Source organism: Arsenicicoccus sp. UBA7492, from assembly GCF_002479615.1.
In the GTDB taxonomy this organism is placed as follows: domain Bacteria; phylum Actinomycetota; class Actinomycetes; order Actinomycetales; family Dermatophilaceae; genus Arsenicicoccus; species Arsenicicoccus bolidensis.
Window position 1 is genome coordinate 11757 of sequence record NZ_DLOE01000063.1, and the last position, 22222, is coordinate 33978.

Genomic DNA, 22222 nt, shown 5'->3' on the forward strand with positions numbered 1-22222 from the left:
CCGCGCCGCGCCGCCATACCGCGCGCCGCGCCGCGCCGCCATTGGTCACCAATGACGTCTCGAGGCACGGTTCGAACGATCAAATCCGCCAGTGGTGACCAATGGCGCGGGGTAGGGGTTGTCGGTGGGCTTCGGCATACTGGCGAGCGCACCCGACCTCGCAACCTCGACAGGGAGTTCCGATGACTGACCTCGCGTCCCGCACGATCGCGTTCTACGGCGTCGGCGCCATGGGGTCGGCGATCCTCGCCGCCCTGGTCCGCGGCGGGCACCCGGCCGACCAGGTCCTCGCCGTCGACACCAGCAGCGAGCGACTCTCCGAGCTCGCCGGGTCGTATGCCGTGCGCACGACCTCCGACGTGGCCGAGGCCGCCGGCGCGGCCGACGTGCACGTGGTCGCCGTCAAGCCGGCCGACGTCCCGGCCCTGCTCGACGCGATGGCCGGCGGGCTCGGCGAGGGCGACGTCGTGGTCAGCGTCGCCGCCGGCGTCACCTCCGCCGCCATCGAGGAGCACCTGCCCGACTCGATCGCCGTGGCGCGGGTCATGCCCAACACCCCGGCCCTGGTGGGGCAGGGCATGGCCGTGGTCAGCCCCGGGAGCCGCTGCGGCGACGAGGCCCTCGCCCTGGCGCGTGCCGTGCTCGAGCCGTCGGGGGCCGTGCTGTCCCTGCCCGAGAAGCACCTGGACGCCGTCACCGGGGTGAGCGGCTCGGGGCCCGCCTACGTCTTCTACCTCGCCGAGGCCATGACCGAGGGCGGTGTCCTGATGGGCCTGCCCCGCGACGTCGCCTCGACCCTAGCTGTGCAGACCCTGCTCGGTGCTGCCACGATGCTGGCGGAGGGGGACGACTCGGCGACGATCCTGCGCGAGCGGGTGAGCTCGCCGGGGGGCACGACGACCGCGGGCCTGGCCGTCCTCGACGAGCGGGCCACCCGGGCCGCCGTCGTGGCGGCGGTGCGGGCCGCGACCGAGCGCTCGGCCGAGCTGGGCCGCGGTCACTGAACGCTCGGCACCACCGGCCCCTCGACACCACCGGCCCCTCGACCCCATCGGCCCTTCGACCCAACTGAAATCTCCGGCCACGCCTGCGGATCGAGGCCGCAGCGCCCCGCTGGATCGGTCGCAGACCGGTGTAGCAGCGGCCACGGACACCATGAAAGGATGCGGGACATGACCGAGCTGACCGTGCGCGTGCTGACCGATGATGACTGGGAGCTCTACCGGACCATCCGGCTGGCGGCGCTCAAGGAGTCCCCGGACGCCTTCGCGGCCACCTACGAGGAGGAGCGCGACTTCTCCGACGACCTGTGGCACGAGCGCATGGCCCGGGCGACCCGCCTCGTGGCCGAGGCGGCGGACGGTCCGGTCGGCGTCGCCAGCGTGCGGGCGCAGGCGCCCCGCGACGGCAGCGACGACGCCATGGCCGAGCTGTTCGGCATCTGGGTCCGGCCCGAGCTGCGCGGTCGCCGCGTCGCCGTCGAGCTGGTCCGCGCCGCCTCCGGCATCGCCCGGTCGATGGACTGCCGCCACCTGTCCTACTGGGTGGGCACCGACAACGGTCCGGCCGTGGCGTTCGCCAGCTCCTACGGCTTCCGGGTCACCGACACCCGTCGTCCCATGGTGGCCCGCGGTCACCAGCCGACCGAGGACGACGACGACGAGATGATGATGATCCTGCCCCTCGCGGACGACCCGGGCTCGGTGGCGAGCACCAGCGTCTGACCGGCTAGCGAGCCTCGTCGTGCCGGGCCGGTCCCGCACGGGTACGGTCGGCTCCATGTCGATGCCGACGAGAGTGGTCTGGGACGAGGTCTTCACGCGCTACGACTTCGGGCCGAGCCACCCCATGAGTCCCGTCCGTCTGGACCTGACCGCGCGACTGTGCCGCGAGCTGGGGCTGTTCGACCACGATGACGTCGAGCTCGTGTCCCCCCCGGTCGCCACCGACGACGAGCTCGCCTGGGTCCACGACCGGGACTACATCGCGGCCGTCCGTGCGGCGGGCGAGGACCCCGCCCAGGCCGACCAGGCGTTCGGGATCGGCACCGAGGACGACCCTGCCTTCCTCGGCATGCACGAGGCCAGCGCCCGCATCGCCGGCGGCACCCTCGCCGTCGCCCGAGACGTGTGGGAGGGGCGGGCGCTGCACGGCGTCAACTTCTGCGGCGGCATGCACCACGCGATGCCCGACAGGGCCGCCGGCTTCTGCATCTACAACGACGCGGCCGTCGCCATCCACTGGCTCCTCGAGCACGGCGCCGAGCGGGTGGCCTATGTCGACATCGACGTCCACCACGGCGACGGCGTCGAGCGCTGCTTCTGGGACGATCCGCGCGTCATGACCCTGTCCGTGCACGAGACGGGCCGGGTGCTCTTCCCCGGCACCGGCTTCCCTCGCGACCTCGGCGGCCCCTCGGCCGACGGCACCGCGATCAACGTGGCCCTGCCGCCGGGCACCGGCGACGCGGCCTGGCTGCGGGCGATCAACGCCACCGTCAACCCCCTCGTGCGGGCCTTCGCCCCCGACGTCCTGATCACCCAGCAGGGGTGCGACTCGCACTACCAGGACCCGCTCGCGCACCTCGCGATCTCGGTGGACGCCCAGCGGCAGGCCTTCGAGGGCCTGCACCGGCTCGCCCACGAGGTGAGCGGCGGCCGCTGGGTCGCCCTCGGCGGGGGAGGCTACGAGGTCGTCGACGTGGTGCCCCGCGCCTGGACGCACCTCACGGCCATCGCCACGCACCACCCGATCCGGCTGGACACCCCGATCCCCCAAGCCTGGCGCGACCACGTGCTGGAGCGCCACGGCCGGCCCGGGCCCGAGTCCATGAGCGACGGCGTGGCCGAGGGTGGCATCGTCTGGTGGCGGGGCTGGGAGTCGGGCTACGACCCCGAGGACCCCGTGGACCGCGCCGTCATGGCCACCCGCGAGGCGGCGTTCCCGCTGCACGGGCTCGACGTCTGGTTCGACTAGCCGTCACAAGATGGGCGCCGATCATGGGGTCGGCGGCGTGTCGACTGGACAGCATGGGTGAATCTCATCGCGGATTGCTCACGCGGCGTGACCGGAGCTCTAGAGTGCCAACCAGCACGCGTGTGAAGACTCGACGGGGAAGCCGACGACACCTCGTGCCCGGAGAGTGAGCCATCCCCTATGTCGTCCCAACGTCCTTTCGACGGTGTCCGCTTCTGCACGGTCGCCGAGGTCGCGGCCCGCATGCGCGTGAGCAAGATGACCGTCTACCGCCTCGTCCACAGCGGAGAGCTGCCCGCCGTCCGGGTCGGACGGTCCTTCCGCGTCCCCGAGCACGTCGTCGAGGAGTACCTCGCGCGCGCCTACACCGAGACCGCGTGAGGCCGGCGCGGACGGCATACGGCCTCGGTCGATTGGGTGAGGAGAGCCCGGGGCGCTAGGCTGGGGCGGATTCCCTCGTCGGCGGTGAGCGCGCCACGCGCACGTGACAACGTCGTGCACCGGCACGAGGCTCACGACCGACACTGCAGATCAGCTCGACGAAGGACACGCTATGGGTTCCGTGATCAAGAAGCGCCGCAAGCGCATGGCCAAGAAGAAGCACCGCAAGCTGCTTCGCAAGACGCGTCACCAGCGCCGCAACAAGAAGTGACCAGCAGAGCCCCTCGACCACGGTCGGGGGGCTCTGGTCATGCCCGGGTGCCGTCGGCGTCACCCCTGGCCTAGGCTCGGGACAGGTTCCCCCCAGCAGCCACGCGAGCAGCCTGGCCACCAGCCGCGCCGCCAGCCCGCCGCCAGCCCAGCGTCACCGAACGTCACCCAGGAGGTCCACGTGCCCGACGTCGTGCTCGTCACGGGTGTCTCCCGGCTGCTGGGCGGGCTCGCCGCGACGGCGCTAGCCGCCCGCGAGGACGTGGGCCGCGTCATCGGCATCGACGTGGTGCCACCGAGACGTCCGCTGATCGGGGTCGACTTCGTGCGCGTGGACCTGCGCAACCCGGTCATCACCCGGCTCGTGGAGCAGTACTCAGTGGACACCGTCGTCCACATGGGCGTCCTCGCGACCCCCACGGCCGCCGGAGGCCGGGCGTCGCAGAAGGAGATCAACGTCATCGGCACGATGCAGCTGCTCGCGGCGTGCCAGAAGGCCACCTCGCTGCGGCGGCTCGTGGTCAAGTCCGCAGCGGCGGTGTATGGCGCCTCCCCGCACGACCCCGCGGTGTTCACCGAGTCGGCGGCGCTGGGGGTGCGCACGGCCAACGGCTTCGGGCGCGACTCGTCCGAGGTGGAGTCCTACGTCGCGGGGTTCGCCCGGCGCCGCCCCGACGTCGAGGTGTCCGTCCTGCGCTTCGCCAACGTCATCGGGCCGAGCATCGCCACGGCCCTCACCGACTACTTCAGCCTCCCGGTCGTGCCGGTCCCCGCGGGCTTCGACGGGCGCCTGCAGTTCGTCCACGAGGACGACTGCGTCCGGGCGACCGTGCTGGCCTCCACCGCTGACGCCGACCGCGTCACCGGCGTCACCAACGTCGCCGGCGACGGGGTGCTCACCGTGCTCCAGTGCGCACGGATGATGCACCGGCCCGTCGTGCAGGCGCCCCTGCAGACCGAGGGCCTGCTGCGGCGCGGTTACGGCTGGTCCCGGATGGCGACCTTCCCGGAGGGGCAGTTCCGCCAGCTGGCGTACGGCCGCGTCGTCGACACCACCCGCATGAGGGAGCGTCTCGGCTTCGAGCCGAGCCGGACGAGCCGCGAGGCGTTCGGGTCGTTCGCCGAGACCGCCGGGCTGACCGTGCCGGGCGTCGACCTCGCCCGCACGGGGCTGGGCCGCGCCCAGGTCGTCCTGGCCGCCATGGGGTGGCTCCCCGACCCGTCCTCGACCCCCGGAGCCCGCTCGTGACCGACGACCCTCGCCCCGGACAGCCGGCCGACCCGACACGAGCCGTGCCCCCGATCGACGTGGACGCCGTGGTCGACGCCGTCGTGCAGGTGCTGCGCAGCGCCGCCGCTCTGGCCAAGATCCCGCCGGACGAGGCCGAACGGCAGATCGCCGAGCTGCTGGCCTTCGTGCGCCGCCGCCTGACCGCCGACTACGACGTCGACGAGTTCGGCTTCGACGAGGACTTCACGCTGCACGCCTACCTGCCCCTGCTGCGCCCCCTCTACCGCTCCTGGTTCCGCGTCGAGGTGCGCGGCGCCGAGCACGTCCCCGCCGAGGGCGGCGCCCTGGTCGTCGCCAACCACTCCGGGACGATCGCGCTCGACGCGCTCATGACGCAGGTGGCCCTGTATGACGACCACCCGGCGGGACGGCACCTGCGCATGCTCGGTGCCGACCTCGTCTTCGCCACGCCCGTCGTCGGGGACCTGGCCCGCAAGTCCGGCTCCACCCTGGCCACGGCCGAGGACGCCGAGCGGCTGCTCAGGGCGGGGGAGCTGGTCGGCGTCTGGCCCGAGGGCTTCAAGGGGGTCGGCAAGCCGTTCAGCGAGCGCTACAAGCTGCAGCGGTTCGGGCGTGGGGGATTCGTCGCCGCTGCCCTGCGCGCCGGGGTGCCGATCGTGCCGTGCTCCATCGTGGGCGCGGAGGAGACCTACCCGATGCTGGGCAACGCCTCGGGCCTGGCCAAGCTGCTGGGCATGCCCTACTTCCCCCTCACGCCGACCTTCCCGTGGCTGGGGATGATGGGGCTGGTCCCGCTGCCCAGCAAGTGGATCATCGAGTTCGGCGAGCCGGTGCGCACCGACGAGCTCGGGGCCGGGGCAGGGGAGGACCCCATGACGGTGTTCGCGCTCACCGACGAGATCCGGCAGACGATCCAGGAGAGCCTCTACCGCCTCCTCGCGACCCGGGACTCCGCCTTCTTCGGCTGACCTGCTCAGGTCGATCCGCACGCACGGCGTTCGTGCGCCCTGGCGTGGCCCTGCCGCCTCCTGGCAGGGCGGCTCCGTCCGGGGTCTCGGGCTGCGTCCCCCGTCTGCTTGGTCGTCTCCCGTCTGGTGCTGCAGCACCAGACCGAGGATGGCCGGACCGACGGGGGACGGTCGCCGAGACGGGGGACTGTCGCGGAGACGGAGGGCGACCGCAGTGGCACCTCGGTCGGTCTTATGACGAGCGCCTGCCGCGAGACGTGGTCGGCGTCAACGGCGCCGTGAGCGCACGGGCCCGGGGCCAGCAGACGTCAGTCGCTCCCGCAGGTGCCCGGATAGTCGCGCGTCCACCGGCTGGTCGTGCCCGGTGCGAACGCGTAGCCCGGCTCCGGGGTTGCGTCGACGACCACCGTGGTGGTGATCAGCCCGATGCGGCGGTCCCACTCGTAGCTCACCCCGGTCGTGCGCGGCAGGTGCACGATCCCGTTGCCCGGTACGCAGTGGTCGGCGAACCGCGGAGCCTCCGGCGTGACGAGGACCCCCGTCGGGATGTCCGAGGGCGCCGGGGTCGTCGGAGCCGGCGTCGTCGGGACGGGCTCGGTCGTGGTGCTGGTGGGTGTGGGAGCCGGCGTCGTCGGGACGGGCTCGGTCGTGGTGCTGGTGGGTGTGGGAGCCGGAGTCGTCTGCGTGGGAGTCGGCTCCGTCGTGGAGCTGGTGGGTGTGGGAGCCGGCGTCGTCGGGACGGGCTCGGTCGTGGTGGCGGTCGGGGTCGGCGCTGCGCTCGTGGTCGCCGGCGCCGGGGCGGTCGGGCCGGGCAGCCCCGGGGCGGCGCTGGTCGGGATGCTCGGCAGGGGAGTGACGGTCTCGGCCGGCGGGGTCACCGGCGGCTCGGGCGCCCCGGGCTCCGACGGCTCGGGTGCCGCGGGCGCAGTGGGCTCTGGCTCGGGAGCGCCGGGCAGGTCGGGCGCATCAGGCGCAACGGGCACGGTCACATCAGGCGCATCGAGCCCCACGACCGGGGGCGCCACGACCGTGGGCACGACGATCGTCGCCGTGACGGTCGGGACCTCGGGCTTGGGCAGGCAGGTCCCCAGGTCGGTGCCGGGCAGCGGCACCCACACCTGGCAGGGCGGGCTCGGCCTCGGCCCAGACGGGGTGGGCGTCGAGGTGGAGGGGGTGGGCGTGGGGTCCGCGTCCGTGGTGGTCGGTCGGGGCACGGTGGGCCGAGGCGTGCGGGTCCGGGTCGGATCCGTGGTGGGGCGCGGTCGGGGCTCGTCCGGCACCGTCGTCGGTCGCTGGGGCCGCGTGGTGCGGCCCGGGGTGGTGGGGACGCTGGGCGCGGGCACCGTGACCGTGGCGCCGGGCGAGGTGAGCAGCGGCGGGATCGTGGTGGGCGACGAGGGGCTCGGCGGCGAGGGCGACGTCGAGGGCGGGGCCGTGGTCGACGAGGGGGGCGACGTGGTGGCGCTCGGCCTCGGTGCCGGGACGGCGATGCCCGAGCAGGACTCGCCGCACGCGACGAGCTTGGCCCGCAGCTCGGTGGTGCCCTTGTCGACGGTGCTCTGCAGCGCGGCGAGCTCGCCCAGCGCCTCGGCCGGCAGCTTCTGCCGCAGCGTCTGCAGCTGGGGCTGGACCCAGCTCGTGAACTCCTGGACGACCCGCAGGTGGTCGGGCTCCCGCGTGTCGTCGAAGGCCGCGAACAGCTCGGTCTGGCCGGACTCGACCGACGCGGCCGCGTCGCTCAAGGACGTGCGGATGTCGTCGGCGACCTGCGGCGTCCGATCGGCGAGGGCGCCCGCGTCGGCGACGTGCTCGCGGGCGTGCGACAGCAGGGTCCGGCCCTGGGCTCCGTCGGACCCCGCGAGACGGACCTCGAGGCCGTCGACGACCCCGCGGACGGCATACAGCGCGTCCCCGGGGAGAGCCCCCTGGGCCGCGACGCCGAGGCCGGTGCCGGCCACGACGACGCCCGCGGCCGCGCCGGCGAGGACCTTGGGCCAGGTGCCGTGGATCGTGAGGACGGACGGCTGGGAGACCGGCGCGGGGGCGGACGTCGGCGGGGAGGCCGCGACCGCCGCCGCCTCGGTGCGCAGGGTGGCGGCCAGTCCGGAGACGAACGACGGGTCGGGCCCGGGGATCGGCACGGAAGCGACCTGCTGGGTCAGGCTCAGCAGGTCGGACATCGCGGGGGAGGGTGGTGTCGTGCCCTGGAGCATGGCTTCGAAGGCGTCGGCGTCAGCGCGGGACACGAAGTCGTCGATGAAGCTCACCATGGCACCCCTCCTCTCCTCAGTGTCTGGGTCTGGGTCTGGGTCTGGGTCTGGGTCTGGGTGTGCTGGTCCGCCATGCTCAACGAGCGAGCGGGCCGTAGGTTACGGGAACCGTCACAGGTCTTCGCCCTCCAGCGCCCGCTGCAGCGCACGCACGGCCCGGAGCTGCAGCTGCTTGACGGCGTTCTCCTTCTTGCCCATGACCTCGGCGGTCTCGGCGAGGGACAGCCCCTGGACGAACCGCAGCGTCACGCACTCCGCCTGCTCGGGGCGCAGCTGGGCGACGGCCTGCAGGAGCCGCTCGTCGCGCATCCGCTGGAGCACCTCGCCCTCGGGCGCCTCGACCTCGGTGTCGGCATCCCGCATGTCCTCGGTGGTCACCTCGAGCCGGAAGCGCGAGGACTTGGCGTGGTCGTTGACGACGTTGCGGGCGATCGTGACGAACCACGCCGCGATGTCCTTGCCCTGCCAGGTGAACCCCGACAGGTTGCGCAGCGCCTTGATGAAGGTCTCGCTGGTCAGGTCCTGGGCGGTGTGGACCGACCCCACGCGCACGTAGATGTAGCGGTAGACCACCTGGACGTAGCGCTGGTAGAGCTGCCCGAACGCGTCCTGGTCGCCGCCCTGCGCGAGGACCACGAGGGCGCGCACCCGCTCCAGCTCGTCGGGGTCCGGCCCGCTCCCACCGGAGGACGACCCGCCCCCGGTGCCGGATCCGCCCGGCGGGTCCGACAGCGCCAGCCACAGCAGGCTCAGGTCGACGGTGACCGACGCAGACATGGCGCCCCCCGCGTGCGGGTGGGCGCCGAGGAGTGCGGGAAGTCGCGTGGTCACCCGTAGGAGAGTGTCGCGATGCCGCGCCGTCGCGATGGTCTTGATAGGTCCTCCTGGCCCGAGCGACTCCCATTGCAGCACATGGCGGCTGCCCGGGACGAGCTTGCCGGGCCGGAACGTGCCGGCGCGTCCGCCCCGCGCGCACCGGCCCCCGTAGAGTCGGCACCGTGCACACCGACCTCACCAGCGCCCGCGTCGTCCTGCTCGGCCGCCCCGGCTGCCACCTGTGCGACGTCGCGCGCGCCACGATCCACGAGGTCGCCGGGGAGCAGGGGGTGAGCGTCGCGGAGTACTCCATCGATGACGACCCGGACCTGCGGGAGCGCTACGCCGAGCAGATCCCCGTGGTCTTCGTCGACGGGCGCCAGCACGACTACTGGAGGGTCGATCCCGCACGCCTGCGACGGGCGCTCGGGTGACGGCCGCACCGTCCTTTTGGGTGCCCGCCAGGCCGGGGCATACCCTGGACAACGGTGCCTACCCGCCGGACGGGGCGGGCAGAAGGGAGCCCCAGGGGCTGTGAAGGTCGAGGTCGCCGAGCGTCGTGAGCTGTCCGACGCCACCGTGCTCCGGCTACCCCTGTATCTCGAGGCGGTGGCCGCGCTCGCTGCCCGGGGGGTGGGCAGCGTCTCCTCCGAGGAGCTCGCCGCCTCCGCCCACGTCAGCTCGGCCATGCTGCGCAAGGACCTGTCCCAGATCGGCTCGCTCGGCGTGCGCGGCGTCGGCTACGACACCGCGGTGCTGACCGACCAGCTCGTGTCGGTCCTCGGCCGCGACGAGGTGCGCCCCGTCGTCATCGTGGGGATGGGCCGGCTCGGCCAGGCCCTCGCCTCCCACGGCGGCTTCGACGGCGACGGCTTCGAGGTGGTCGGGCTGTTCGACCACGACCCGCAGGTCGTCGGCGGCTCCGTGCTCGGCCTCGTGGTCCAGGACGTGGCCCGCCTCACCGAGGCGGTCTCGGAGCACGGTCCACGCGTCATCGGCGTGGTCGCGACCCCCGCGTCGGCCGCCCAGCAGGTCGCGGACCTGCTCGTGGCCGCCGACGTCCGCGCCATCCTCAACTTCGCCCCCACGACCCTGCAGGTCCCGTCGACCACCGACGTGCGGGCCGTCGACCTGTCGTCCGAGCTTCGCCTGCTCGCCCACCGCTCGCGGACCTCGCCCGCGTCGGCCCTCGGAGGTGCCCCCGCGTGACCCTGCTCGTCATCGGCCTGTCTCACCGCAGCGCCCCCATCGACCTGCTCGAGCGCACGACGCTCGGCGACGACCGTGCCCAGACCCTGCGGTCCGTCCTCGCGACGAGCCAGCAGGTGCGGGAGGCGCTCGTCGTGACGACCTGCAACCGCACCGAGGTCTACGCCGACGTGCTCACCTTCCACGGCGGGGTCGGCGAGATCGGCCAGGCGATCGCGGACGTGACCGAGGTCGACGCGCTGGTGCTGCGCGACCACCTCTACGTCCACCACGAGGACCGGGCGGTCTCCCACGCCTTCTCGGTGGCCTGCGGTCTGGACTCCATGGCGATCGGCGAGAGCCAGATCCTCGGCCAGATGCGCTCGGCCCTGCGCTCGGCCCAGTCGCGCGAGGAGGTCGGTCCCGAGCTCAACGCGTTGTTCCAGCGGGCCCTGCGCGTCGGCAAGCGCGCCCACACCGAGACCGAGCTCGACGACGTGTCCCTGTCGCTGGTCAGCGCCGGGCTGGAGGAGGCCGAGCGACACGTCGGTCCGCTGACCGAGCGGTCCGTGCTCGTCATCGGTGCCGGGGCCATGAGTGCCCTGTCCGTCGCCACGCTCACGCGGTCCGGGGCCGCCGAGGTGATCATCGCCAACCGCACCCAGGCCAAGGCCGAGCACCTGGCCCGCGCGTATGCCGCGCGCACCGTCCCCTGGGCCGAGCGCGTCGAGGCGCTCGCCTCCGCGGACGTGGTCGTGACCTGCACGGGCGCGTCCGGTCGCATCGTCGGCCGGGAGCTCGCCGAGCAGGTCGCCGCCGCCCGCCACCACCGCCCGCAGGCCTACGTCGACCTGGCCCTGCCCCTCGACGTCGACCCGTCCGTCAGCGAGGTCGAGGGCGTGCAGGTCGTGGGCCTGTCCCGGCTCGGCGAGCTCATGGCGCGCGACGGCATGGTCCCGGCCCAGGTCCAGCAGGTGCGCGACCTGGTCGTGGAGGAGGTCGCGGCATACCTCGCGGCTCGCCGCGTCCAGGCGGTGGCCCCGACGCTGACGGCGCTGCGCTCGCGCGCCCGCTCCGTCGTCGACGCCGAGCTCGAGCGACTCGACACCCGCACCCCGGACATGGACGAGGCCACCCGCAAGCAGGTCGCTCTGACGGTGCACCGCGTGGTCGAGAAGATCCTGCACACCCCCACCGTGCGGGTGAAGGAGATGGCCGACAAGGACGTGACCGGTAGCTACGCCGAGGCGCTGCACCGGCTCTTCGACCTGGACCCGCACACCGTGGCTGCCGTGTCGGCAGCCAACGTCGAGCCCCCCGTGGAGATCGGTCACCCTGATGCCTGAGCAGCAGATCGTCCGCCTGGGCACCCGCCGCAGCGCCCTCGCCACCACCCAGTCCGGCTGGGTCGCCGCGCGGCTGCGCGAGCTGGGCCTGGAGGTCGAGCTCGTCGAGATCACGACCGAGGGCGACGTCAGCGCCGCCCCCCTGACCACGATCGGCGGCACCGGGGTCTTCGCCTCGGCGATCCGCGAGGCGCTCCTCGACGGCCGGGTCGACTGCGCCGTCCACTCGCTCAAGGACCTGCCCTCCGCCCCCGAGCCCGGCCTCGTCATCGCCGCCGTGCCCCGTCGCGAGGACCCCCGTGACGCGCTCTGCGCCCGGGACGGCCTGACCCTCGCCGAGCTGCCGCCCGGGTCGGTGGTGGGCACGGGCTCGCCCCGCCGCGCCGCGCAGATCGCCGCGCTGGGCCTCGGCGTCGAGCTCGTCCCCATCCGCGGCAACGTCGACACCCGGCTGCAGCACGTCCGCGACGGGCGGTGCGACGCCGTGGTCCTCGCCATGGCCGGCCTCTCCCGGCTGGGGTTGCGCGACGTGGTCAGCGAGACGCTCGACCCCGTGCAGGTGCTGCCCGCCGCGGGTCAGGGAGCCCTCGCGCTCGAGTGCCGCGAGGACCACCCCCTGCGCGAGGTCTTCGCCCGCATCGAGGACGCCGAGACCCGGGCCTGCGTCGAGGCCGAGCGGGGCCTGCTCGCCCGGCTCGAGGCGGGGTGCACGGCTCCCGTCGGCGCCCTCGCCGAGGTGGTCGAGTCCGAGGACGGGCTGGAGCTGTCCCTGCGCGCCTTCGTCGGCAGCCCCGACGGGTCCGACGGCCTGCGGCGGTCCCTGACCGGATCGTGGACCGAGCCCCGTGACCTGGGTCACCGCCTGGCCGAGCTGCTCCTCGAGGACGGCGCCGCCGGACTCGCCGGGGTCGGGAGCGGACTTGGCAGCCCGAGCGGGGTGGGTCAGACTGCCCCCGAGAGCACCGACCCCCCGGCGTAGGAGCACCCGACGATGCGCAAGGCCTCGAGCACCGGCAGGACCACCGGGAGGCACGGCCCCGTGCCCGCCCCCCGGGCGGCGACGGGAGAGCGTGCGCACGTCGCCTTCGTGGGAGCCGGGCCGGGGGATCCCGGCCTGCTCACCCTGCGGGCGGCCGAGCTCCTGGGCCAGGCCCGCATCGTCCTGCTGGACCGTCCTGACGACGTCGAGGTCGTGCGTCGCCACTGCCGCGAGGACGTCGACGTGGTGCCCCTCGTCCCGGTCGGCCGCGTCGACCCGGCTGCGACGACGACCGGCGGCGCAGCGCCTTCCGGGCCGGCAGGCTCGCTGCCGCTGCAACGACTCCTCGACGCGGTCGGCCGCCTCGGGGGGACGGGCCTGGTCGTGCGTCTCATGAGCGGCGACCCGGGGGTGTTCTCCGGCCTGGAGGCCGAGTGCCGCGCCCTGAGCGAGGCCGACGTCCCCTACGAGGTCGTTCCGGGCGTCTCCAGCCTGCTGGCCGTCCCGCTGTATGCCGGGATCCCGCTCACCTCCCAGGACTCCCCGCGGCTGCACGTGTGCGACGCGGCCCTGCCGCAGGACCTCGAGGCGTCCGCCGCCGAGGACGTCACGGTGGTGATGTCCGGGACCCCCGGACGGCTGGTCGAGCAGCTCAGCACCCTCCTGGACGCCGGTCGCGCCCCCGAGACGCCCGTCGCCCTGACCGAGCACGGCACCACCGCGCACCAGCACACGAGTGCGACCACCCTGGGCGACGCCGCGCACGTCCTCGACCACGCCGACGAGGACCAGGAGCTGCTGGCCGTCATCGGCCGCACGGTGGAGCTGCGCAGCACCATGAGCTGGTTCGAGACGCGGCCGCTGATCGGCTGGAACGTCCTCGTCCCCCGCACCAAGGAGCAGGCGACCGGCGTCGTCGACCGGCTCGCGTCATACGGCGCGACCGCCACCGTGGTCCCGACCATCGGCATCGAGCCGCCCCGCACCCCGCAGCAGATGGACAAGGCCATCACCGGCCTGGTGACCGGGCGCTACGAGTGGATCGGCTTCACCTCGGTCAACGCCGTCCGCGCCGTGCGCGAGAAGTTCACGGAGTACGGCCTGGACACGCGGTCCTTCGCCGGACTGCGGATCGCGGCCGTCGGCGGCACCACGGCCGCGGCCCTGCGCGAGTGGGGTCTCGTGCCCGACCTCGTCCCGAGCGGGGAGCAGTCGGCCGCGGGGCTGCTCGAGGAGTGGCCGCCCTACGACGTGCTCCTCGACCCGATCAACCGCGTCTTCCTGCCGCGCGCCGACATCGCCACCGACACCCTCGTGGCCGGGCTGCAGGACATGGGCTGGGAGGTCGAGGACGTCACGGCCTACCGCACCGTGCGCGCCTCACCGCCTCCCGCGGAGGTGCGCGAGGCCATCAAGACCGGCCAGTTCGACGCCGTGCTGTTCACCTCGAGCTCCACCGTCCGCAACCTCGTCGGCATCGCCGGCAAGCCGCACCGCGCCACGGTCGTGGCCTGCATCGGTCCCGCGACGGCGCGCACCGCCGAGGAGCACGGCCTGCACGTCGACGTCCTCGCCCCCGAGGCCAGCGCCGACGCCCTCGTCGACGCGCTCGCCGACCACGGACACACGCTCGCTCGGGCGTCCTACGACGCGGGCGACCCCGTCGTGCTGCCCAGCAAGCGCCGCCGCCGCCGGCGCAGCTGAGCGCCGTCGCAGCCGCCGCAGCTGAGCACCGCCGGCGCACCACCACCTCGCGTCCCCGATCGCACCACACGACCGCACCACCGACCTCTGCTGGAGACACCCTTGAGCTACCCGCTCCACCGCCCCCGCCGCCTGCGCCAGAGCCCGGCCGTCCGCCGGCTCGTGGCCCAGACCCGCCTCCACCCGGCCCAGCTGATCCTGCCGGTGTTCGTCAAGGAGGGGGCGACCGAGCCGACACCCATCGGATCCATGCCCGGCGTGGTGCAGCACTCCCTCGACACCCTCGAGCAGGCGGCGCGCGAGGCGGTCGCGGCCGGGGTCGGCGGGATCATGGTCTTCGGGGTCCCCACCAGCAAGGACGCCGTGGGGTCCGGCGCGACCGACCCGGACGGCATCCTCAACGTCGCCCTGCGCCGCCTGGCCGACACGGTCGGGGACGAGCTCGTCGTCATGGCCGACCTGTGCCTCGACGAGTTCACCGACCACGGGCACTGCGGGGTCCTCGACGCCCGCGGCGGTGTCGACAACGACGCCACCCTGGAGCGCTACGCCGCGATGGGCCTGGCCCAGGCCGAGGCGGGCGCCACCGTGCTCGGGCTCTCCGGGATGATGGACGGCCAGGTCGGGCACGTGCGCCGAGCCCTCGACGAGGCCGGCCGCACCGACACGATCGTGCTGGCCTACGCCGCCAAGTACGCCTCCGGCTTCTACGGCCCCTTCCGTGAGGCCGTCTCCAGCTCGCTGCAGGGCGACCGCGCGACCTACCAGCAGGACCCGGCCAACTTCACCGAGTCGCTGCGCGAGACCCGCCTCGACATCGAGGAGGGCGCCGACATGGTCATGGTCAAGCCGGCCCTGCCCTACCTCGACGTGCTGGCCGCCGTCGCGGCCGAGTCCACGGTGCCCGTCTCGGCCTACCAGGTGTCGGGGGAGTACGCCCAGATCGAGGCCGCCGCGGCCCACGGGTGGATCGACCGCGACCGCGTCGCGCTGGAGGCCCTGACGAGCATCCACCGCGCCGGTGCGCAGCAGATCCTCACCTATTACGCAAGCTCGGCAGCACGCTGGCTGAACTAGTCGTTACGCTGGGTGCTTGTCGGTGCCCCGAATGACGGCACCCAGGGGAGCGAGGGTCTTGTGACGGACGACGTGCGGTGGTTGAGCCCGGCGGAGCAGGTGTCGTGGCGGGCCTACCTGCGTGGGCAGCGCCTGCTCGAGGTCGCCCTCGACCGTGACCTGCAGACCCACGGCGTCTCCCTGTCGGAGTACGAGATCCTGTCCATGCTGTCCGAGCAGCCCGGACGCCGGGAGCGCATGTCCGAGCTGGCCGCCCTCGTGGTCCAGTCGCGGTCCCGCCTCACCCACACCGCCAACCGCCTCGAGCGACGCGGCTGGGTCCAGCGGCACCCGGTCCCCGGCGACGGGCGCGGCGTCGAGCTGGTCCTGACCGACGCCGGCGTCGAGGCCGTGGTCGAGATGGCCCCCGTCCACGTCGAGAGCGTGCGCCGCCACTGGCTGGACGCCCTGTCGCCCGAGCTCGTGCAGGCGCTCGGCGACGCCATGACCCGGGTCCGTGACGACAACGGCACCTCGCAGCAGCAGCGGGCCGAGGTCGCCCGCGTCTGCGGCGACTGACGAGCACGGGTTCGACCCGCGCCCGGCCGGGCTGAGAGACTGAGCCGCATGACCACCCAGCCCCCGTCATACCCGTCTGCCGCTCCCGCCTCCGAGGCGTGGTTCGAGCGGGCGAGCGCCGTGATCCCCGGCGGGGTCAACTCCCCGGTCCGGGCCTTCCGATCCGTCGGTGGGACCCCGCGGTTCATGGCGAGCGCGACCGGCCCCTATCTCACCGACGTGGACGGCCGGGAGTATGTCGACCTGGTGTGCTCCTGGGGGCCGATGATCCTCGGGCACCAGCACCCCACCGTCCTGGAGGCCGTGCACGAGGCCTCGCACAAGGGCTTCAGCTTCGGCACGCCCAGCGAGAACGAGGTGCTGCTCGCCGAGGCGATCGTCAACCGCGTCGAGCCGGTCGAGCAGGTGCGCCTGGTGTCCAGCGGCACCGAGGCCACGATGAGCGCGCTGCGCCTCGCGCGGGGCTTCACCGGCCGCTCGGCGGTCGTGAAGTTCGCCGGGTGCTACCACGGCCACGTCGACGCGCTGCTGGCGCACGCGGGCAGCGGCGTCGCGACCTTCGCCCTGCCGGACTCCGCGGGCGTCCCCGCCAGCTCGGCCGGCGAGACGATCGTGCTGCCCTACAACGACGTCCGCGCCCTCGAGGAGGCCTTCGCGCGCCGCGGCGACGAGATCGCTGCCGTCATCACCGAGGCCGCCCCGGGCAACATGGGGATGGTCCCGCCGGCGCCCGGCTTCACCGCCGCCCTGCGCCGGACGACCCGCGAGCACGGCGCGCTGCTGATCAGCGACGAGGTCATGACGGGCTTCCGCGCCTCGGCCGCCGGGTGGTACGGCCTCGAGGGCCCGACCGTCCACGGCGCCCCCGACCTGTTCACCTTCGGCAAGGTCATGGGCGGCGGTTTCCCGGCCGCGGCCTTCGGCGGGCGCCGGGACGTGATGGAGCACCTCGCGCCCAACGGCCCCGTCTACCAGGCCGGCACCCTGTCGGGGAACCCCGTGGCCACCGCCGCCGGCCTCGCCACGCTGCGCGGCTGCACGCCCGCGGTCTACGAGCGCCTCGAGCACGCGGCGCACGCGATCGCCGACGGCGTGGCCGCCGAGCTGGCCGCCGCCGGGGTGGCCCACACGATCCAGTGGGCCGGCTCGATGTTCTCCGTCTTCTTCCGCGAGGGCCCGGTGCTGTCCTACGCGGACGCGCAGGGCCAGGACACCGCCGCGTTCGGGCGCTTCTTCCACAGCATGCTCAGCCAGGGCGTCCACCTGCCCCCGAGCGCCTACGAGTGCTGGTTCGTCAGCGCCGCCCACGACGACGCGGCGGTCGACCGCGTCCTCGCGGCCCTGCCGGCCGCTGCCAGGGCGGCCTCAGCCGACGATGCTACGATGGGAGCGTGACGAGCAGCATGACCGCGACGGCCCGCACGATCGTGCACGTGATGCGTCACGGCGAGGTCCACAACCCCGCCAAGATCCTCTACGGACGCCTGCCCGACTACCACCTGTCCGACCTCGGTCGGCAGATGGCCGACCTGGTGGCCGAGTCGCTGGAGGGCCGCGACGTCGCCCTCGTCGTCGCCTCGCCGCTCGAGCGCGCGCAGGAGACGGCCCGGCCCGTGGCCGAGCACTTCGACACCCCGATCCTCACGGACAGCCGGCTCATCGAGGCCGGCAACCACTTCGAGGGCCGCAGGTTCGGCCACGGCGCGGGGTCGCTGCGGCGCCCCGCCAACTGGTGGCTCGTCCGAAACCCCTTCACCCCATCCTGGGGAGAGCCCTACCGCGCCATCGCCCGCCGCATGGAGGCGGCCGTGGACGCGGCCCGCCAGCATGCGCCCGGCCGCGAGATCGTGCTCGTCTCCCACCAGCTGCCCGTCTGGACGCTGCGCCGCCACCTCGAGGGTCGCCCCCTGTGGCACGACCCGCGACGCCGGCAGTGCAGCCTGGCCAGCCTCACGAGCCTGCACTACGACGGCGACCGCCTCACCTCGATCGTCTACAGCGAGCCCGCGGGCGCGCTCCTGCAGGTCGCTGAGCCCACGGTGGGGGCATGACGCAGGTCCGACGCACGCTCTGCGCCGCGCTCGCGGCGGTCGCGATCGGCATACCGCTCGCCGGCTGCTCCGACGACGCGGGCTCGATCAACGCCCAGGCCCGCTCCGGTGACCAGAAGGGCTACATCTCCGGCGACGGCACCATCGAGCGGCTGACCGCGGCCCAGCGCAAGGAGCCGGTGGCGCTGCAGGGCACGACCCTCGACGGTGCCTCCTGGTCCGTCGCGCAGCAGCGCGGCCACGTCGTCGTCCTCAACCTCTGGGCCTCGTGGTGCCCGCCCTGCGTCGAGGAGCAGCCGCGGCTCAACGCCCTGCACGCCGCCGTCCGCAAGACCCACCCCGACGCGGTCTTCATGGGCGTGCACGCGGGCCGCGAGTCCTCCGACAACGCCCGCGACTTCGCGCGTGCCCGTCAGGTGCCCTATCCCACGCTGGCCTTCGACGGCCAGACCGTGCTGGCGCTGCAGGGCAAGGCGCCCTCGCCGCCGACCACGCTCGTGCTGGACAAGCAGGGGCGCATCGCGGCCCGGGTGCTCGGCGCCATCACGTCCGAGCGCACCGTGCAGGACCTCGTCGACGACGTCGCCAAGGAAGCCGGGTGATCGCCGGCGTCACCGACGTCATCGCCGAGGGCACCCTCCCGCTCGCGGCGTGCGTCGCGCTGCTCGCCGGCGCCGCGTCCTTCCTGTCGCCGTGCGTGCTCCCGCTCGTGCCCGGCTTCCTCGGCTACGTCACGGGGCTCGGTGACACGCGCCTCGAGGACCGCCGCACCAGCCGCATGCTCGCGGGCACGCTGCTCTTCGTCCTCGGCTTCACCGTCGTCTTCGTGCCGCTCGTGATCCTCGTCGTCACCTCGGTCTCCACCCTGCTGCGCGAGCACCGGGAGGTCCTCGAGCGGGTCGGTGGCGTCGTCGTCGTGCTGCTCGCCCTCGTCTTCGCCGGGATGGGGACCCAGCGCCAGGTCAAGGTCGGCTGGCGACCCGCGGCCGGTATGGCGGGAGCCCCCCTCCTCGGCGCGGCCTTCGCGCTCGGCTGGACCCCCTGCATCGGCCCCACGCTCGGTGCCGTCATGGCGCTCGGCAGCCCCCTGGACGACTCCGCCACCGGGCCGCTGGCGCGCGGCGCCGTGCTGGGCGTGGCCTACTGCCTCGGTCTCGGCCTGCCGTTCCTGCTGCTGGCCGGTGGCTACGGCCGGCTCTCGGGCACCTGGACCGCGCTGCGCCGCCACCAGCGGGCGCTGCAGCTCGCCGGGGCCGGCCTGCTCCTCGTCCTCGGCCTGCTCATGGTCCTGGGGCTGTGGCAGCCCCTGGTCGCGGGCCTGCAGACGCGGCTCACCGAGCTCGTCGGGAACCCGGTCCTCTGATGCCCGCCACCTCCTCCCACACGCGTGACCGCGCCACCGGCGGCGGCGGCGCTGGCGACGGCGCCGACATCACCCAGCCTCGGCTCGGCCCGATCGGCTGGCTGCGCTGGGCCTGGCGCCAGCTCACCAGCATGCGCACCGCGCTGCTGCTCCTGCTGCTGCTGGCCCTCGCCGCCGTCCCGGGCTCGGTCTTCCCCCAACGCGACATCGACCCGGTCAAGACCCGCGACTACCTCGAGCAGCACAAGACCCTCGGCCCCTTCATGGACCGCGTCGGGCTGTTCGACGTCTACGCCTCGCCGTGGTTCGCCGCGATCTACCTGCTGCTGTTCATCTCCCTCGTCGGCTGCGTCGTGCCCCGCCTGCGCCTGCTGTGGCGCGAGCTGCGCGCCGCACCGCCGCGAGCCCCTCGTGTCCTCGACCGGATGCCGGAGCACCGCGTCGTGGAGCTCGGCGACGTCGAGCCGGAGCGCGCGCTCGCGGCGGCCCGCGAGGTGCTGCGGAGCCGGCGCTACCGGGTCCGCGCCGCCGACGCGGCGGCCACGGGTGGGGCGGGGCGGTCGGCATACGGCTCGGTCTCGGGAGAGCGCGGCTATCTGCGCGAGGTGGGCAACCTGCTGTTCCACGTCGCCCTGCTCGTCGTCATCGTGGGCGTGGCCCTCGGCCACCTGCTCGGCTGGCGCGTCGACGCGATCGTGCCCGAGGGGGAGACCTTCGCCAACACGACCAGCCAGCACGACACCTTCACCAAGGGGCCGTGGGTCGACGAGGAGTCCCTGCCGCCCTTCACCGTCCGCGTGGACCAGATGCGCGTGGCCTTCGAGACCACGCTCAAGGGCAAGCAGTTCGGGCAGCCGCGGTCCTTCGAGGCCGACGTGACCACCCGGGACACGCCCGGGGCCGCCGAGCGCCGCCGCAAGCTCGAGGTCAACGAGCCGCTGAGCTTCGGGCAGTCCTCGGTCTACCTGCTCGGCAACGGCTACGCCCCGGTCATCACCGTCAAGGACGCGCAGGGTCGTCAGGTCTACAAGCAGGCCACCGTGTTCCGCCCGCAGGACAACAACTACACGTCCACCGGCGCGGTCAAGGTCTCGGCGCTGCCCCCCGGCGAGCAGCTCGGCTTCCTCGGGCTGTTCGCCCCGACCATCTCCGACGAGGCGCTGCGCGCGATGCCCCAGTCGGACTTCCCGGCGCCGGTAGCGCCCGGCCTGCTGCTCGAGCTGTGGGAGGGCGACCTGTTCCCCGGCGGTCGGCCGCAGTCCGTCTACACGCTCGACACCCAGGCGATGAAGCAGCCGACGCTGGAGAGCGGCCTGCCCGTGCGCCTCGCGCTGCGTCCCGGTGAGACCCAGACCCTGCCGGGCGGCCGCGGGACGGTGACCTTCGAGGGCGTGCAGCGCTTCGCCGGGCTGTCGGTGCGCTACGACCCGGGCAAGCCCGTGGCCCTGCTCGGCGCGGTACTCGTGCTCGTCGGCCTGGTGCTGTCCCTCGTCGTGCGGCGCCGACGCGCCTTCGTGCGGGTCGGCGAGCGCGATGGACGTACCCTGCTGGAGGTGGCCGGTCTCGCCAAGAACGACGACCCCCGCCTGGGGGAGGCCGTCGACGACCTCACCGAGCAGCTCTGCGAGCGACTCGGGCTGACCCCGCCCGCCCGGTCCACGAAGGAGAACGCACGATGACCAACGAAGCCCTCGCGGGCTACTCCAACCTCGCGGTCTACTCCGCGCTCGTCGTGCTGGGCATCGCGTTCCTCGCCTTCGCCGTCGACCTGGCGGGCACCCGCAGCCGCGCGCTCGCGGGCCGGTCGGGCGCCTCGGGCGAGGGCCGTATGTCGGCCGCCTCCGGCGGCACGGACACCCTCGTCCGGGGTGACGCCCCCGCCGTGGTGCAGGCCGACGAGGGTCCGTCTCGTCGCCAGGCCGCCGGCATCGGGATCGCCCTGTCGCGGCTCGCGTCGCTGCTGCTCGTGGCGGCCGTGGTGATGCGGGCGCTGTCGGTGTCGCGGGCTCCCTGGGGCAACCTCTACGAGTACCTCCTCACCGCGGCGGCCGCCGTCAGCGTGGTCTACGTCGTGATGTCGCTGCGCCGGGACGTGCGCTGGCTCGGGGTCTTCCTCACCGCGCTGCTGATGCTCATCCTCGGGCCCGCCCTCACCGTCTACACCGAGGCGGGGCAGCTCATGCCCTCGCTGCGGTCCTACTGGCTGGTCGTGCACGTGTCGATCGCCATCATCGCCACCGCGATCTTCGCCATCGGCGCGGCGCTCAGCGCGCTCTACCTCGTGCAGGAGTCGAGCGAGCGTCGCCAGGCGGCGCAGGCCCGGCTCTCGGGGTGGCGCCAGACGCTGCTCGCGGCCCTGCCGCCGTCGCGGACGCTGGACCGGATGGCCTACGGGCTGCACGTGGTCGCGTTCCCGCTGTGGACGTTCACCGTCATCGCCGGCGCCGTCTGGGCCGAGAAGGCCTGGGGACGCTACTGGGGCTGGGACCCCAAGGAGGTCTGGTCCTTCATCATCTGGGTGGTCTACGCGGCCTACCTGCACGCCCGCGCCACGACCGGCATGAAGGTCCGCACCGCCACCTGGATCGCGATCGCCGGGTTCCTCTGCATCGCCATGAACTCCTTCGTGGTCAACAAGTTCATGTCCGGCATGCACTCCTACTCGGGGATGTGATCGACCGATGAGCTCTCCTGGACTGCGCTACTCGCTGCTGCGGATCATGCTGTTCCTCGGCTGCCTGATCGTCCTGTGGCTCGTGGGGCTGCGGGGCCTGCTCCTGGTCATCCTCGCCGGCCTGCTGTCCATGGTCGCCTCGCTGTTCGTCCTGCGCGGACCCCGTGAGGAGTTCAGCGCCCGCATCGCCGAGCGGGTCGACCGCAAGGCCGCGCGCGCCGAGGCGGCGGGAGCGCACAAGGTCTCCGACGAGGAGGTCGAGGACGACGAGATCAGGCGGACGTCGAGCGACGGCAGGATCGACGACCGCGCCGCGCGGCGGACCGACCGCCGGCACGACGGTCTCTGA

Annotated in this window: 23 protein-coding genes; 21 read left to right on the plus strand and 2 right to left on the minus strand. The window is 73.6% G+C overall.

The genetic code is table 11. The features are described 5' to 3' along the window. Nucleotides 1–182 precede the first annotated feature (182 nt). From proC to B4E97_RS18540, 7 genes are all read left to right on the plus strand, one after another. Nucleotides 183–1004, plus strand: a complete 822-nt coding sequence (gene proC / locus B4E97_RS18510) for a pyrroline-5-carboxylate reductase (RefSeq protein WP_019286474.1) — start codon at nt 183–185, stop codon at nt 1002–1004. Between the two features lie 168 nt (nt 1005–1172). Further along, nucleotides 1173–1724, plus strand: coding sequence for a GNAT family N-acetyltransferase (locus B4E97_RS18515; protein ID WP_019286473.1), 552 nt, complete (start codon nt 1173–1175; stop codon nt 1722–1724). A gap of 55 nt (nt 1725–1779) precedes the next feature. Then, nucleotides 1780–2976 carry an acetoin utilization protein AcuC gene (locus B4E97_RS18520; protein WP_029212737.1) on the plus strand — a complete coding sequence of 399 codons (1197 nt, stop codon included), beginning with the start codon at nt 1780–1782 and terminating at the stop codon, nt 2974–2976. A 180-nt stretch (nt 2977–3156) separates the two neighbouring features. Further along, entirely contained in the window at nt 3157–3357 is a 201-nt protein-coding gene (locus B4E97_RS18525) for a helix-turn-helix domain-containing protein (protein WP_019286471.1), read from the plus strand. 172 nt (nt 3358–3529) lie between these two features. After that, a complete protein-coding gene (locus B4E97_RS18530) occupies nt 3530–3628 on the plus strand; it encodes a 30S ribosomal protein bS22 (RefSeq protein WP_003792170.1) in 99 nt (32 codons plus the stop codon). A 180-nt stretch (nt 3629–3808) separates the two neighbouring features. After that, on the plus strand, nt 3809–4876 hold the full coding sequence (locus B4E97_RS18535) for an NAD-dependent epimerase/dehydratase family protein (protein ID WP_029212736.1): 1068 nt from the start codon (nt 3809–3811) through the stop codon (nt 4874–4876). Further along, the gene (locus tag B4E97_RS18540) at nt 4873–5847 is read left to right on the plus strand and encodes a lysophospholipid acyltransferase family protein (RefSeq protein WP_286961178.1); all 975 of its coding nucleotides are present in this window, start codon (nt 4873–4875) and stop codon (nt 5845–5847) included. The genes B4E97_RS18535 and B4E97_RS18540 overlap by 4 nt, the downstream gene beginning before the upstream one ends. Nucleotides 5848–6155: 308 nt before the next feature. Here the strand turns inward: B4E97_RS18540 and B4E97_RS18545 are convergent, their stop codons facing one another. Both B4E97_RS18545 and B4E97_RS18550 read right to left on the minus strand, forming a co-directional pair. Next, complete coding sequence (locus tag B4E97_RS18545; RefSeq protein ID WP_286961181.1) at nt 6156–8117, minus strand: hypothetical protein; 1962 nt, start codon at nt 8115–8117, stop codon at nt 6156–6158. A gap of 111 nt (nt 8118–8228) precedes the next feature. Beyond that, nucleotides 8229–8948, minus strand: a complete 720-nt coding sequence (locus B4E97_RS18550; RefSeq protein ID WP_286961183.1) for a sigma-70 family RNA polymerase sigma factor — start codon at nt 8946–8948, stop codon at nt 8229–8231. 167 nt (nt 8949–9115) lie between these two features. Between B4E97_RS18550 and B4E97_RS18555 the strand changes: the two genes are divergently transcribed. The 14 genes from B4E97_RS18555 to B4E97_RS18620 all read left to right on the plus strand — a co-directional run bounded on the left by B4E97_RS18555 (nt 9116) and on the right by B4E97_RS18620 (nt 22222). Next, nucleotides 9116–9367, plus strand: coding sequence for a glutaredoxin family protein (locus B4E97_RS18555; protein ID WP_286961185.1), 252 nt, complete (start codon nt 9116–9118; stop codon nt 9365–9367). A gap of 100 nt (nt 9368–9467) precedes the next feature. Next, a complete protein-coding gene (locus B4E97_RS18560) occupies nt 9468–10142 on the plus strand; it encodes a redox-sensing transcriptional repressor Rex (protein WP_286961187.1) in 675 nt (224 codons plus the stop codon). Further along, on the plus strand, nt 10139–11467 hold the full coding sequence (locus B4E97_RS18565; RefSeq protein WP_286961189.1) for a glutamyl-tRNA reductase: 1329 nt from the start codon (nt 10139–10141) through the stop codon (nt 11465–11467). Before B4E97_RS18560 ends, B4E97_RS18565 begins: the two co-directional genes overlap by 4 nt. Then, entirely contained in the window at nt 11460–12446 is a 987-nt protein-coding gene (gene hemC, locus B4E97_RS18570; RefSeq protein WP_286961191.1) for a hydroxymethylbilane synthase, read from the plus strand. Before B4E97_RS18565 ends, hemC begins: the two co-directional genes overlap by 8 nt. Nucleotides 12447–12458: 12 nt before the next feature. Beyond that, nucleotides 12459–14150 carry a uroporphyrinogen-III synthase gene (locus tag B4E97_RS18575; RefSeq protein ID WP_414632806.1) on the plus strand — a complete coding sequence of 564 codons (1692 nt, stop codon included), beginning with the start codon at nt 12459–12461 and terminating at the stop codon, nt 14148–14150. A gap of 102 nt (nt 14151–14252) precedes the next feature. After that, entirely contained in the window at nt 14253–15227 is a 975-nt protein-coding gene (gene hemB, locus B4E97_RS18580; protein WP_029211322.1) for a porphobilinogen synthase, read from the plus strand. A 60-nt stretch (nt 15228–15287) separates the two neighbouring features. Next, nucleotides 15288–15785, plus strand: a complete 498-nt coding sequence (locus B4E97_RS18585) for a MarR family winged helix-turn-helix transcriptional regulator (protein ID WP_286961197.1) — start codon at nt 15288–15290, stop codon at nt 15783–15785. A gap of 48 nt (nt 15786–15833) precedes the next feature. After that, entirely contained in the window at nt 15834–17180 is a 1347-nt protein-coding gene (hemL, locus tag B4E97_RS18590; protein ID WP_286961200.1) for a glutamate-1-semialdehyde 2,1-aminomutase, read from the plus strand. An 8-nt stretch (nt 17181–17188) separates the two neighbouring features. Beyond that, nucleotides 17189–17836, plus strand: coding sequence for a histidine phosphatase family protein (locus tag B4E97_RS18595; RefSeq protein ID WP_286961291.1), 648 nt, complete (start codon nt 17189–17191; stop codon nt 17834–17836). Next, a complete protein-coding gene (locus tag B4E97_RS18600) occupies nt 17833–18438 on the plus strand; it encodes a TlpA family protein disulfide reductase (protein ID WP_286961202.1) in 606 nt (201 codons plus the stop codon). The genes B4E97_RS18595 and B4E97_RS18600 overlap by 4 nt, the downstream gene beginning before the upstream one ends. Further along, complete coding sequence (locus B4E97_RS18605; RefSeq protein WP_029211317.1) at nt 18435–19199, plus strand: cytochrome c biogenesis CcdA family protein; 765 nt, start codon at nt 18435–18437, stop codon at nt 19197–19199. Before B4E97_RS18600 ends, B4E97_RS18605 begins: the two co-directional genes overlap by 4 nt. Next, the gene (gene resB, locus B4E97_RS18610) at nt 19199–20878 is read left to right on the plus strand and encodes a cytochrome c biogenesis protein ResB (protein WP_286961206.1); all 1680 of its coding nucleotides are present in this window, start codon (nt 19199–19201) and stop codon (nt 20876–20878) included. Before B4E97_RS18605 ends, resB begins: the two co-directional genes overlap by 1 nt. Next, nucleotides 20875–21873: a c-type cytochrome biogenesis protein CcsB gene (gene ccsB, locus B4E97_RS18615; RefSeq protein WP_029211315.1), complete on the plus strand. Its 999-nt coding sequence runs from the start codon at nt 20875–20877 to the stop codon at nt 21871–21873. The genes resB and ccsB overlap by 4 nt, the downstream gene beginning before the upstream one ends. A 7-nt stretch (nt 21874–21880) precedes the next feature. Next, entirely contained in the window at nt 21881–22222 is a 342-nt protein-coding gene (locus B4E97_RS18620; protein WP_286961209.1) for a DUF4229 domain-containing protein, read from the plus strand.

Coding starts and splice junctions, on each gene's coding strand:
- B4E97_RS18600 (WP_286961202.1), top strand. CDS start 17,833: ATGACGCAGGTCCGACGCACGCTCTGCGCCGCGCTCGCGGCGGTCGCG.
- B4E97_RS18520 (WP_029212737.1), top strand. CDS start 1,780: ATGTCGATGCCGACGAGAGTGGTCTGGGACGAGGTCTTCACGCGCTAC.
- hemL (WP_286961200.1), top strand. CDS start 15,834: ATGACCACCCAGCCCCCGTCATACCCGTCTGCCGCTCCCGCCTCCGAG.
- B4E97_RS18530 (WP_003792170.1), top strand. CDS start 3,530: ATGGGTTCCGTGATCAAGAAGCGCCGCAAGCGCATGGCCAAGAAGAAG.
- B4E97_RS18515 (WP_019286473.1), top strand. CDS start 1,173: ATGACCGAGCTGACCGTGCGCGTGCTGACCGATGATGACTGGGAGCTC.
- B4E97_RS18620 (WP_286961209.1), top strand. CDS start 21,881: ATGAGCTCTCCTGGACTGCGCTACTCGCTGCTGCGGATCATGCTGTTC.
- proC (WP_019286474.1), top strand. CDS start 183: ATGACTGACCTCGCGTCCCGCACGATCGCGTTCTACGGCGTCGGCGCC.
- B4E97_RS18525 (WP_019286471.1), top strand. CDS start 3,157: ATGTCGTCCCAACGTCCTTTCGACGGTGTCCGCTTCTGCACGGTCGCC.
- hemC (WP_286961191.1), top strand. CDS start 11,460: ATGCCTGAGCAGCAGATCGTCCGCCTGGGCACCCGCCGCAGCGCCCTC.
- B4E97_RS18575 (WP_414632806.1), top strand. CDS start 12,459: ATGCGCAAGGCCTCGAGCACCGGCAGGACCACCGGGAGGCACGGCCCC.
- resB (WP_286961206.1), top strand. CDS start 19,199: ATGCCCGCCACCTCCTCCCACACGCGTGACCGCGCCACCGGCGGCGGC.
- ccsB (WP_029211315.1), top strand. CDS start 20,875: ATGACCAACGAAGCCCTCGCGGGCTACTCCAACCTCGCGGTCTACTCC.
- B4E97_RS18595 (WP_286961291.1), top strand. CDS start 17,189: ATGACCGCGACGGCCCGCACGATCGTGCACGTGATGCGTCACGGCGAG.
- B4E97_RS18545 (WP_286961181.1), bottom strand. CDS start 8,117: ATGGTGAGCTTCATCGACGACTTCGTGTCCCGCGCTGACGCCGACGCC.